The sequence below is a fragment of the Mesorhizobium cantuariense genome (assembly GCF_042647205.1).
GTDB lineage: Bacteria > Pseudomonadota > Alphaproteobacteria > Rhizobiales > Rhizobiaceae > Mesorhizobium > Mesorhizobium cantuariense.
This window is the reverse complement of sequence record NZ_JBHRVD010000001.1, coordinates 527,747-539,830: the sequence shown is the minus strand read 5'-3', so window position 1 is coordinate 539,830 and position 12,084 is coordinate 527,747. Positions and strand designations below refer to the sequence as shown.

The 12,084-nt window shown below is 58.8% G+C and carries 10 protein-coding genes and 2 pseudogenes; 6 read left to right on the top strand and 6 right to left on the bottom strand.

What is annotated here, in order from left to right; translation table 11 throughout:
* Nucleotides 1-6 precede the first annotated feature (6 nt).
* Together ACFOJ9_RS02500 and ACFOJ9_RS02495 are read right to left on the bottom strand one after the other, a co-directional pair.
* A complete protein-coding gene (locus ACFOJ9_RS02500) occupies nt 7-1,533 on the bottom strand; it encodes an aldehyde dehydrogenase (protein WP_378976826.1) in 1,527 nt (508 codons plus the stop codon).
* Nucleotides 1,511-2,455: a dihydrodipicolinate synthase family protein gene (locus ACFOJ9_RS02495; protein ID WP_378976824.1), complete on the bottom strand. Its 945-nt coding sequence runs from the start codon at nt 2,453-2,455 to the stop codon at nt 1,511-1,513. Before ACFOJ9_RS02495 ends, ACFOJ9_RS02500 begins: the two co-directional genes overlap by 23 nt.
* A 168-nt stretch (nt 2,456-2,623) precedes the next feature.
* Here ACFOJ9_RS02495 and ACFOJ9_RS02490 point away from each other — a divergent pair, with 168 nt between their 5' ends.
* Nucleotides 2,624-3,619: an ABC transporter permease gene (locus ACFOJ9_RS02490; protein WP_378976822.1), complete on the top strand. Its 996-nt coding sequence runs from the start codon at nt 2,624-2,626 to the stop codon at nt 3,617-3,619.
* A gap of 161 nt (nt 3,620-3,780) precedes the next feature.
* Nucleotides 3,781-4,803, top strand: a complete 1,023-nt coding sequence (locus ACFOJ9_RS02485; RefSeq protein ID WP_378976820.1) for a quaternary amine ABC transporter ATP-binding protein — start codon at nt 3,781-3,783, stop codon at nt 4,801-4,803.
* A 94-nt stretch (nt 4,804-4,897) separates the two neighbouring features.
* Here the strand turns inward: ACFOJ9_RS02485 and ACFOJ9_RS02480 are convergent.
* Nucleotides 4,898-5,662: pseudogene (locus tag ACFOJ9_RS02480) on the bottom strand (IS256 family transposase); the annotation flags it as partial.
* 34 nt (nt 5,663-5,696) lie between these two features.
* Between ACFOJ9_RS02480 and tnpA the strand changes: the two are divergent.
* The 4 genes from tnpA to ACFOJ9_RS02460 all read left to right on the top strand — a co-directional run bounded on the left by tnpA (nt 5,697) and on the right by ACFOJ9_RS02460 (nt 8,720).
* Nucleotides 5,697-6,134 (top strand): IS66-like element accessory protein TnpA, encoded by a 438-nt coding sequence (gene tnpA, locus ACFOJ9_RS02475; RefSeq protein WP_378976734.1) that lies wholly within the window; start codon nt 5,697-5,699, stop codon nt 6,132-6,134.
* Nucleotides 6,131-6,481, top strand: a complete 351-nt coding sequence (gene tnpB, locus ACFOJ9_RS02470; RefSeq protein ID WP_378976736.1) for an IS66 family insertion sequence element accessory protein TnpB — start codon at nt 6,131-6,133, stop codon at nt 6,479-6,481. The genes tnpA and tnpB overlap by 4 nt, the downstream gene beginning before the upstream one ends.
* 140 nt (nt 6,482-6,621) lie before the next feature.
* Complete coding sequence (gene tnpC / locus ACFOJ9_RS02465) at nt 6,622-8,127, top strand: IS66 family transposase (RefSeq protein ID WP_378987533.1); 1,506 nt, start codon at nt 6,622-6,624, stop codon at nt 8,125-8,127.
* Nucleotides 8,124-8,720, top strand: a complete 597-nt coding sequence (locus ACFOJ9_RS02460) for a UPF0149 family protein (RefSeq protein ID WP_378976738.1) — start codon at nt 8,124-8,126, stop codon at nt 8,718-8,720. The genes tnpC and ACFOJ9_RS02460 overlap by 4 nt, the downstream gene beginning before the upstream one ends.
* An 83-nt stretch (nt 8,721-8,803) precedes the next feature.
* Here ACFOJ9_RS02460 and ACFOJ9_RS02455 read toward each other — a convergent pair.
* The 3 genes and pseudogenes from ACFOJ9_RS02455 to proX all read right to left on the bottom strand — a co-directional run.
* Nucleotides 8,804-9,008 (bottom strand): annotated as a pseudogene (locus ACFOJ9_RS02455) (IS256 family transposase); the annotation flags it as partial.
* Between the two features lie 287 nt (nt 9,009-9,295).
* Nucleotides 9,296-10,588 carry an amidohydrolase family protein gene (locus ACFOJ9_RS02450; protein WP_378976818.1) on the bottom strand — a complete coding sequence of 431 codons (1,293 nt, stop codon included), beginning with the start codon at nt 10,586-10,588 and terminating at the stop codon, nt 9,296-9,298.
* A 371-nt stretch (nt 10,589-10,959) separates the two neighbouring features.
* Nucleotides 10,960-11,973 (bottom strand): glycine betaine/L-proline ABC transporter substrate-binding protein ProX, encoded by a 1,014-nt coding sequence (gene proX, locus ACFOJ9_RS02445; RefSeq protein WP_378976816.1) that lies wholly within the window; start codon nt 11,971-11,973, stop codon nt 10,960-10,962.
* Nucleotides 11,974-12,084 lie beyond the last annotated feature (111 nt).

Here is a 12,084-nt window from a genome sequence, read left to right as displayed (position 1 = left end):
ACCAGACTAGTCTACGGAACGCGAGACTTTCTGGTCGGAAATGTCCGCCCAGATGGTCTTGAGTTCGGTGTATTGGTCGTGGGCTTGAAGTGACTTATCGCGGCCGCCAAAGCCAGAAAGCTTGAAGCCTCCGAATGGGGTCGAGATGTCTCCTTCGCCGTAGCAATTGATGGTCACCGTACCGGCGCGGATATCTCGCGCGATGCGATGTGCCTTGCCGAGGTTGGCGGTGAAGATCGAGGCTGTAAGCCCGTATTGCGTATCGTTAGCGACGCGGACCGCCTCGTCAGCGTTGGCCACCTTGATCACCGATAGAACCGGGCCGAAGATTTCCTCCCGGGCGATCGTCATGCCAGGCGTGACATCATCGAACACAGTGGGCTCGATGAAGTAGCCCTTGCCGTGCTTGTAGGCGCTACCGCCCGTCACGATCCTGGCTCCTTCCGCGCGGCCCTTCTTGATGTAGCCCATGATGCGGTCGAACTGCTCCTTTGAGACGATGGCGCCGAGCCGATTGCCCGGATCCAGTGGTTCGCCCAAAGGCCATTCCTTGAGCTTGTGAAGGACTATTTCCACCAAACGGTCTTTGATCTTCTCATGCACGATCAGCCGCGAATTGGACGAGCAGTTTTCGCCCATGTTCCAGAACACCGCCTGAGTCACATGTTGTGCGACAACATCAAGGTTTTCCGCGTCATCAAGCACGATGCAGGGGTTCTTGCCGCCGCATTCGAGCACAATGCGTTTGAGGTTTGACCTAGCGGAATATTCCAGGAATTTCCGCCCGACATCGGTGGAACCGGTGAACGCAACCATGTCGATATCCGGATGCATGCCAAGCGCCTTACCGGTGATTTCGCCCAGGCCGGTTACGATCTGCAGGACGCCCGGCGGCAACCCGGCCTCGTGTGCCAGCTCGGCAATCCGCAATGTCGACATGTTGGTCTGCTCGGCCGGCTTGACGATGACGGAGTTGCCGGTCGCGAGAGCCGGCCCAATCTTCCAGGCCAGCATCAAGATCGGGAAATTCCAGGGTAGAACGCAGGCGACCACGCCAAGTGGCTGGCGCACTATCATCGACACGACGTCATCGCCTGAGGGCGACGTCTGGCCGTAAAGCTTGTCAGTGGCCTCCGCGTGCCATTCCAGGCAGTGCAGTGCCTCGGGGATGTCTATGGTTTCGACGTCGTAGATCGGCTTGCCGCTTTCGAGCGTCTCAAGCACCGCAAGCTCATGGGCATCGCGCTCCATCAGCCTGACCAGGCGCCGCAGCACCCGCTTGCGTTCGCTCGGATGGGCACGCGACCAGGCGCCCGATTCAAACGCCAGTCGTGCCTTCTCGACAGCGAGGTCGACGTCGGCCTGGCCGCAGGAGGCGATGCTTGAGATGACCTGGCCCGTCGCGGGATTGATGGTCTCGAAAGTTTCCCCAGATTGTGCCGCCCGCGCCTTGCCGTCGATAACCGCGTTGGTTGGCAGCGGCAGGCTGTCGGCCAGGTTCTGGTACTCATCACGCGTTAATAGCGATGACATTCTCGGAGGCCCTCTTTTGGGATTTTGCAGTGATTGACGCGATGGCTGCTTTGAGCGTGCGGATCGTCATCTCGAGTTCCCGCTTCTGCTCATCGTCGAGCGCCCGCATCGGGCGGCGCACGGGTCCGGCCGGCAGCCCGACCAGCTCGCAGCCGAACTTGATGCTCTGCACGAACTTGCCGCCCTGTTCGAGAACTCGCATCAAGGGCAGCAGCGCCGACATGATCTGCCGGCCTTTGCTGAAATCCTTCTCGACGACGCAAGCGTTGTAGAGGGCAAGATGCTCTCTGGGCAGGCAATTGCCAGCGCCGCAGATCCATCCCTTGGCGCCCCAGGCGAAGAATTCCAGCGCCTGATCGTCCATGCCGCAAAACAGGTCAATATGCGGATAGTCACGTGCCAGCGCGTGCAGCTGGTTCATGCTGCCACTGGACTCCTTGATGGCGCAAAAATTGGCGCTGCGGCCTACCCGGTCCAAGAACTCGAGGTCCATCATTGTACCGGTACGTCCGGGGTAGTTGTATAGCATTACCGGTAGATTGGCTGCCTTGTCGATCGCCAGAGCATGATTGGCCAGTTCGAGCTGTGTCGGGACGGCATAATACGGCGAGCCGATCAGTATACCGTCGTAATTCAGGTCCTTGGCGACAAGCGCATATTCGATGCAATCCTCTGTGCGGATCGCGCCAACGCCGGCGATCAGAGGCACTTTCCCCTTCACCAAGCTCCTGGCAAGCTTTAGCAGGCCGATGCGTTCATCGCGCGATTGGGCGTAGTATTCACCGGTCGTGCCGCCGACGATGATGCCGTGCACGCCCGACGAAACCAGATGCTCGACCATTACGCAGAAGCCGTCGCGGTCAATTGATCCGTCCGCATGAAAGGGCGTGGTGACGGGCGGGATAACGCCTTTGAACGACATCTGGCCTCGCTCCAAATAGGGCTACAGGTCAGTGTTATATCCAAGCTACGGGGCCGGAACAGCCGAAATAAAGTCACCTGGCAGGCAATTTTTTTGCGCGACACTAGACTTGTTAGTCGTGGTAACCCTGCCGTTAAGACCGGCTCATAAAACCAATGGGAAACAACGATGAGCGGATGTGGCGTGTTAAATCCGTTCGCGTGCGGCACCCTGCCGCTCGCACAATTCGTCAGCGATGGTCTGCGGTGGCTGGTCGACAATTACCGGCCGATTTTCCAGGTTGTTAAAGCACCCTTCGACACGGTTCTCCAATCGCTGGCCTCGTTTATGACTTCGGCGCCACCTCTCCTGGTAATAATCATTATTGTCCTTGTTGCCTGGCAGCTTGCCAGTTGGCGGCTGGCCGTCGTTGTGGGAGCGATCCTTTTTTTTATTGGCTTCATCGGCGTGTGGACAGAAACCATGATCACGCTGTCGATCGTGCTTACGGCCCTGATTTTTGCTGTGGCCATAGGCATCCCCTTCGGTATCCTTGCGACGCGCTCAGAATGGCTATATGCCGTGCTGCGCCCGCTCCTCGACGGCATGCAGACCATTCCAGCTTTTGTGTACCTCGTACCCATCGTTATGCTTTTTGGAATCGGAAATGTGCCGGGCGTCATCGTGACCGTGATTTTCGCGGTCTCCCCCGTGATCCGGCTTACTTATCTTGGTATCGTACAGGTGCCAGAAGAAGTGATTGAGGCCATGCGGGCGTTCGGGGCCAACGAACGCCAATTGCTTCTAAAGGCACAGCTGCCGCTTGCCCTCCCGACCATTATGGCAGGTGTCAATCAGACCCTCATGATGTCTCTGTCAATGGTCGTCATCTCCTCGATGATTGCGGTGGGGGGGCTCGGCCAAATGGTGTTGCGAGGCATTGGCCGCCTAGACGTGGGACTCGCGACTACAGGTGGCCTTGGCATCGTTGCCCTTGCAATCGTTCTCGACAGACTTACACAGGCGCTGGCGCGGCGACGCCGGCGGCCTGGTGAGGTCTGGGAACACGGCCCGGTCGCGGCGGTGAACCGCCTCTTCGCGCAATTCAAAGCGTCCTCAGTTCAGGCCTCGGTAGCCAGCGAAACGCCCCATCATCTGGGTTCCGGTGGCAAGGGCGCAACTTGAAACAAAGTGAACTCCAAGGAGCAAATCCAGAAACGCGTGACAATCGCAGCAGACAAGACTTTGGATAAGTGGATCGCTGCGACCGAGCAGCGACGCAATTGTTACATCGCTGGCTTCGGTGAGCAAAAATGGACTGTGGCAGCAGACAACGTTGGTGATCGATGAGTAAGACTGCAATCCAGTGTTCTGGCGTATGGAAGATTTTCGGGAACGGCGCTCTCGACGCATTTCGGGCGATCCGCGACGAAGGCCTTTCAAAGTCCGACATACTGAGGAAGTTCGGTTGCGTAACTGCGGTCGCCGACGTCTCGTTTTCTGTGGATGAAGGCAAAATCTTTTGCATCATGGGACTTTCGGGCTCCGGCAAGTCGACGCTGGTACGGCACATCAACCGGCTGGTCGAGCCGACAGCCGGGGAAATTATCGTTGCAGGCCGCAACATCAATGCCTTGAACACGAGGGACCTCCGGGAGCTTCGCTCTCTGAGCGTAGGCATGGTGTTCCAGAACATGGCTTTGCTTCCCCACAGAAGCGTGGAGGACAACGTCGCGCTGAGCCTGGAGCTGCGGGGTACGAAGCGCTCAGAGCGGACTGCCAAAGCCCGGGAGAAGCTCAAGCTCGTCGGCCTTGAGGAGTGGGCACTTCGGTATCCGGAAGAGCTTTCCGGGGGCATGAAGCAGCGCGTGGGATTGGCGCGGGCAATGGCAGCCGACCCTGAGATCCTGCTCATGGACGAGCCGTTTTCAGCGCTAGATCCGCTTATCCGGCGCCAGCTGCAGGCGCAATTCCTAGAACTCTCGAGACTCGTCAAAAAGACAACCATTTTCATCACGCACGACTTAGACGAGGCGATCCGACTGGGCGACCGTATCGCGATTATGAAAGACGGTAGATTCGTCCAGGTCGGCACACCGGAAGAAATCGTAACTGAACCGACTGATGGTTACGTGGCTGACTTTGTAAAGGGAATATCGAGGCTAGACCTCGTGACAGCTCGCAAAATCATGAAACCGATCGGCGGCTCGATGGCGGTCCACAGTCGTGCTATCGTTAGCGCCGACGCAACTATCGGCTCCCTCATAGGAATGGCGACCGAGCACGACGGCGAAATCACCGTGCTCGATGACAAAACGCCCGTGGGAACGATTTCCCGCAAGGATTTGCTGCTCGGTATCAGGGGCTGATGTGTTGGCTGACCGTTGGTCGCTTCTTTCCACCGTCTGTCTGGGTCAACAGCAACCGCCGGGAGCTATGCTGGAATTTGGGTGACGAGGCTGATCAAGCGGCGCTCTGCGGCTTCGTTTCGATGACCTCGATTCCGTCTAGGAACTTGGCACCTGCGATGAGTTTCGGCAACTGATTTTGTCCTTTCAATCGTCGCCACGTCCTGGCTGCGGCCATGACCAGCTTGAAGACCATCAGCCTGGCGGTTTTCGAGGACAGCGAGCCCTTGGTACGCACCGTGCGGTGGCGAACGGTCGCAAAGACGCTTTCGATGGGATTGGGACGTTCGCAGCTGATCCCAGTGTTCAGCGGGGAAATCGTAGAACGCCAGCAACGCATTCTGATCTTTCGTCAGGCAGTCGACCGCCTTGGCATATTTCGCGTCATATTTTTCGACGAAGACGGCAATTGCCGTCTCGGCGGAGGCCCGGTTGGGAGCGAGATAGATTTCGCGCAGGTCTGCCTTCATGCCCGCCTGCACCGATTTCGGCACCTTGTTGAGAACGTTGGCTGTCTTGTGCAGCCAGCATCGCTGGTGTTTGGTGCCGGGAAGGAGCTCATCGAGCGCCTTCCAGAAGCCAAGCGCGCCGTCGCCCACGGCAAGATCGAGCGCGATCTTAAGGCCACGACGCTTGACGTCGACCAGCAGCTCGCGCCATCTTTGCACACCGAATACCGGTCTGGAAGCCGACAAGTTCCTTCTGCCCTCGGGTGTGGCGCCGATCAGAACCAGCATGCATTCGCCTTGGTCTTCCATCCGGGCCTGCGGATAGACCCGTCCGCCCACACATAGACAGTAAGCGGTGCGCCAAGGCACCTTGCAATAGGCCGATGAACATGGAGTTTTCGCGCCATGACATTGGAACATGCAGAGGGCGATTTGGTCGCCGAGTTAAGCGGTGCGGCGGCGGCCGAAGACCGTGCAACAGTGGTTGGGCGCTCGCGGCAACGAAGGCTGTGGAGTTGCGCCGAGAAGCGCGCGTTGGTCGACCTGGCGAGCGCGGCGGGGTCGTCGGTGACCGAGGTCGCGCAAGCGTTCGGCGTAGCCCCATCACAGCTCTATGCCTGGCGCAAGCAGATGGCCGGCGGCGAGCCTGATGCCGATCAGGCGATGGCGACCTTCGCGCGCATCGACGTGAGCGATCTGCCCGAGGTTGAACGCCCCGTCGCCGATTGCCCGGACCCGGCCGGCAGGATCGTCGTGGCCTTTCCGAGCGGCGCGCGATTGCGGATCGACGGGATCGTCGATCCGACAGCACTGCGCATCGTCCTGGCGGAGTTGACCAAGTGATCACGGTGGTGCCGACCGACCGGATTTACTTGTGCTGCGGCGCGACCGATATGCGCCGCGGGATCAACAGCCTGGCGCTGATGGTGCAGCAGGTGCTTGCGCTCAATCCGCACACTGGCGCGATCTTCTGCTTCCGTGGACGCAAGGGTCATATCATCAAGATTCTGGCGCATGACGACCAGGGGTTCTGCCTTTTTACAAAACGGCTTTCCGAGGGTTGTTTCGCCTGGCCAACCACGAAGGATCAGGTCACCGTGTCGCTCACCAAGGCGCAGCTTTCGCTGCTTTTGGACGGGATCGATTGGCGCCGGCCAAGCAAGATTTATCGACCGCGTCTGGCTGGCTGATTTTGCTCGTTTCTTATTGATTCTGTGTCGATTCTGCTTCCGTAAAGAAGCTCTTTCGGGTATGTAATTTGGGTGTCGGAACAGACCCCCTCAATCGCTGATTTCATCGCCCGGATCGCCCTTCTGGAGGCGGCCGTTTCATCACCATCGCCGAACGCGATGAGCAACTGCGAAGGGAGCGCGCCGAGGCCGCACTTCGCATCCAGCGCCTGCAGCTGCAGATCGATCGCTTCAACCGCAAGGCCTTCGGCCGCTCGTCCGAGAAGCTGGGCCAGATGCTGCTCGAACTCGAAGATCTCGAGACAGATTTCGCCGCCGGCGTGCCCGATATCGAGCTGCCCATCGTCGCCGACACCGACAAGGTCCGGGTGTTGCCGGTGCGCAAGCTCAACCCCAACCTGCCGCGCAAGCGCATCGTTCGCGAACCCTCTTGCGCATGCTGTCCGGGCTGCGGCGGCGATCTGCGCGCCATGGGCGAAGATAGCGAGGAGATGCTCGATCTGGTCGCCCAGGCCTGGCAGGTGATGGAGACCATTCGACCCAAGTACAGCTGCCGGACCTGCGATAAAATCATCCAGGCGCCGGCACCAGCCAAGGCCATTGCACGCGGCAAGCTCAGCTATGCCGCGCTCGCCCATATCATGATGGCGAAGTGGGGTTATCATCTACCCTTCTACCGTCAGGCACAGATGATGGCCGCCAAGGGCGTCGATATCGAGCGATCCACCCTTGCGCGCAGCGCCGGCTACGCCGCCGCCTTGCTCGATCCGATCTACAATCGCATCCGCGAGATCGGCCGTACCCGCACCAAGATACACACCGACGACACGCGGCTTCCGATCCTGGCGCCCGGCACCGGCAAGACGCACAAAGGCGCGCTCTGGGTTTACGTCGCCGACGACCGCAACTCGGGTTCGCAGGAGCCGCCGATCGCCTGGTATCGCGCCACCATGGGACGCGCTGGCGAGAGCGTCATGACCGAGCTCGCCGGATTTGCCGGCACGCTCCAGGCCGACGGTTTCAGCGGCTATAACCAGATCTACAAGGGCGGCGCCATTCGAGAAGCTGCCTGCCTGGCCCATCTGCGTCGCAAGATATTCGACGTTCACGACAGCCAGCCGACCGAACTCAGCACGACCGCGATGGCCGGTATCCAGGCGATCTACCGGATCGAGGAAGAGATACGGGGGCTCCCACCCGCCGAGCGATTGGCCGCACGACGAAGGCGGACCCGACCACTGGTCCGGGCGCTGCGACGACAGCTCATGCGCCAGGGCAACGGTTTGTCGCGCCATGCCGATATCGCGAAGGCCTTCGCCTATGGCGCCAGGCGATGGCGCGCGTTCAACCGCTTCCTCCACGATGGCCAGCTCGAGCCCGACAACCTGATCGCGGAGCGCGCGATTCGTGGATTTACGGTGGGCAGGCGCAATTGGCTTTTCTCGGGCAGCCTCGCTGCGGCAGAGCGGTCCGCGGTCGTGCTCAGCATCATCGAGACCTGCAAGCTGTGCGGCGTTGATGCCGAAGCCTACATGGCCGATGTCGCCGAGCGCATCCAGAACGACTGGCCAGCCTCGCGCTGGGACGAGCTGATGCCGTGGAATTGGGGGCGCCGCGAAGAGATGCCGCTCTCCTTGGCGGCATGAGCGCGATCGATGACATGGCGCTGTCGGACGAGGCGCTCGAAGCCTGGATGGCCGCCAAGACCGCCCGCCGCCCGTTGGTGCGGACCATGTCGGCGCTGGATGGCTTCGTAACGGCGGCGGTCACCGGGCCGCGGTTCGCGGACCCGCAAGACTGGATGTGCCCGCTCATGGGGTTGCCGCGCGACGTCTTGGCCAAAGGCTCTGCAACCGATCACGCCGTGTTTGCCAGCCTCGCCAGGATCCACAACCGGATCAACGCGACGCTGTTCGACAGACCGCAGGATTATGCGCCCCGATTCGCCACCAAGCCCAGCGGCGGCATCGACCCCCGGCCGTGGTGCCAGGGGTTCTACGCGGCCATGAATCTCAACATCAAACGCTGGAAACGGCTGCTCGACCTCGACAACCCCAACCACGGCCTGCTGCTGCCGATCCTGATCTACTGCGTCGACAAAAAGGGCAGGCCCGTTCTCGGCAAGCCCCGACCGGGGCCCGAGACCGCGCACTTCATCGAGCACGAGGCCTACAAAGACATCGCCCTCGTCATCCCCGCCCTCCGCGAACTCCACTACGTCACCCACTACGATCAGTGATCGACGCCGGCGCGGCGGCCAACGGCTGACCTACCATAGACGCATCACAAGACGATTTTGGGAGGTGCCTTGGCGCACCGCTTACGATCCGGGGTGTGACCATGCCGGACAATCCGGTCACGACCATCGGCAAGCTTGAGATCCTTCATCTCGGCAAAGAAACGCCTCGGCCTCGATCTCGATCGCCTGCGCAAGCAATGTGCGCGCGCCCCTGCGAAGCACATCCGTCAGGGGATCATCGATTTCGTCGTGCTGACGAAGGCGAACAATGTTGATAGTCTCGTTCATGGCGTATCGCTCTCCTTGAGAGGTTCTGGCAGGCTTCATCACCCGCCTCGATACGCCGCTCTCCTCAAACCGTCATCACCCAGTTTCCGCCATAGCTCAACCGCCGGCGACCATGCCATCTTGATCGTCCGAGATTCTGTTAATGGCAGCTACCTGCCGCAGCTGCTGGGACTAGAACCGATAGGCCGGAGTCGGCGAGAAGTTGGGTAAAGGATCAGGCATGCCGGCTGAAAGAGAGCCCCGACACGGATCGAGTTTACTCATCATGGCTCGAGGCACAGGATTTCTCACGGTTCAGAGTTTGCAACTCTGCTAAACACATCCCGAGCGTTTCCATTCATCAGCCTCGCTGCCAGTTCAGGAACCTCAGAACGACCGACCCAGTTCTTAAGAAAAAGGCTCGAGAGCGTCTCAGAAATGCCTTTGCGCGCAATAACGCTGTGGCCTACCACATTCTCGACCATGATGTAGTCGCCGCCAAAGGTCAGCACCTTGTTGGACGGCACCGCAACGAGAAATTCAGTAAGGAAGCGCACACAGGCTACAGGATTGACAATCCACGCCCAGCACAAGTCGACATACGCGTTACTATATTGTTTGCAGAGAGCAATGATTTCGTCCTGATAGGGGTAACCGATGTGCATTAGGATGAAGCGAACACCAGGATAATCCTGTAGCAGGCTGCATAGGTCCGCTGCATTGTTCTTTACCCGTGCTAGAGGCATGGAATCCCTAGTGGCAAAGTAACCGGTGTGCAGCTTCACAGGCAGGCCGTACTCTCCTGCCTTTTTCACGCAGTAGTGGAACAGGTAGTCTTGCAGGACTTTCTCGCCATGTGGGCCGATAAATGGCCGCTCGGCATGATGGCTTTTGAAAAATTCCGCGGCAGAGCGTTCCGACACATGTTCGAAATTCAATCGCCGCGAATAGGCGCCCTGGTATTTGACTGCTACCGCCTGCTTCCCGTACCGCTCAAAGTAGTGGTCGATCGCGGCCAGCCACCCTTCGAAACTCCTTATGTGCAGGCCAGTCTCGCCTTCAACCTTCACGATGTCGGCTGCGCTACACCGGCTGAGTTCGAGGATGCTGATATCCTGCCTCAGCAGCATCGGCTGCTCGCTTTCCATGAATATCCGCTCAAGCGAATTCACATGGCACTCGGTCAACCTGCTGACATTTTTCAGCACGTGCTCATAGTAGCCCGGCTTCTTGAGCTCGCAGTACCTGCTTGCGAGCTCTTCAATGCGCCGCAGCGAGAACGAATCGATTCCATAAAGATTGCGCAGCGTATGAGTGAATGCCTGGGCGTAGCCAGTATGCTTGATGCGCTCCCAGAACGGATGCACGAGCCTGAACTTGTCGATTGAGGGCGTCCCAGGATCGTAGAAGCGCTGCTCATCCACAGTGCTCATTCCAGCGCAGTGCAGATCATCTTGGATATACTCCCTGAATAGAAGCGCCCAATCATCGCACGGAAAGAGCCAACCGCTTGACTCGTTGGTGCGCCGAGATTCCTCTACGAGATGCTCATGCGTGTCCGCCAGGCCCGTTTCAGCGACGATCTCTTTGATCCAGTCCACCTTTGTGTTCCTTCCGTTTGTGCTGCGCCGGCAGTGAGCGGATCGGTTGCGCCGACCACCATCTCGGGAACAGCTTCGTCACAAGGGGAGCCCGAGATAGCGGTTCTCCTCTATGCACGTATCTGCGGGACTGGAGTTGGCATTGCCGTTCGTCCAAGCAATGCCACGTCAGGGCCAGAGTAGTCGTCTAATCCCCGCTCAAGAGTTTGCCAGCGACTCGGACGCACTGCTCTCCTAAAGCGTTCCGCAGCTTTGAAATGCCTTTCGCGTAAGCGACCAGTGCCTCCCGAAGTTCCATCGGCAGAACCTGTCAAAATTCAAACGGCAGAACTTTTGCCATTTGCGGTCGTTCTCTAGAGACCGACCGTTTCTTATTTTGCAGCAGCCTTTGCCTCTGCGATCCAGGCGTCCCATTGTGTCTTGTGTTTCTCCCTCCATTCTTCAGCGTCGCGAAGCACGTCCGCCGGTGAGTTCTTTCCTTCGTGCACGAGCATGTTTTCGGCATTGACGTCTTGGATCGGGATTGTCAAAAGCTCAAACCACTTGCGCGCAACCGGGTTCTTCTCAAGGAATTTCGTATTAGCAATCACATGCTGAGTGTTCACCGGAAATCCGGTATTGCCGATACCCGGCACATCAGTGACTGCACCTTCCTGATCCTTCGGCAAGGCCGTGGATGCGACCGTCAGCCATTCCACCTCATGGCCGGGGCGCAAGATGGCACTCATCCACATCGGCGTCCAAGAATAGTAGAGCGTGGGTTTACCTGCCTTGATCCGCTCAATGGCATCAGCAATGATCGTTTCGTAGCTACCCTGCAAGTGATGGACCGTGTCTCGCAGGCCGTAGGCATCAAGCTGGTATTCAATGACCCGTTCACAGCCCCAGCCAGGATCGCAGCCGTAAAGATCAGCTTTGCCATCGCCGTCGATGTCGAACAGTTTGGCGATCGCCGGATCTTTGAGCTGGTTGATTGTTTTGATCTTATAGGTATCGGCCGTCTTCTTGTCGATCAGGTAGCCCTGAATCGAGTTCGTCACCAGCGTGCCCAACGGCTGCAGCTTCGTTTCGCCGCCGGCCTGTTCAAAGAATGTCTTATGGAGAGGCTCCCAGTACGCGGCGTAGAAGGTCGCATCGCCGTTGGCGACCGCAATATAGGCCGCCTGCATCTGCATTGAAGCGGACTCCTGTACATCATATCCGAGATCCTTGAGCCCCATGCTGACCAGATCTCCTTGAAACCACTCATTGACGTAGTTCTGATCGGCGGGCTGGACGGTAATCCCAGCACCGGGCAATTCGTCTCCGACGGCCGCCGTCAAAGCTGCGCAACTAAACATCAATACCAGAGCTTTCTGCAGCCCTGCCCGACCATTCCCTCGCATTTACGTTCTCCCTTTGGTGTTAGCGGTAACCGGACGAGATCCGAAACTGCCGAAGTCAACTACTCAGCGAGGTTGGAACTCACCAGTTCTCCATCATTGGAGCGCAAGGAC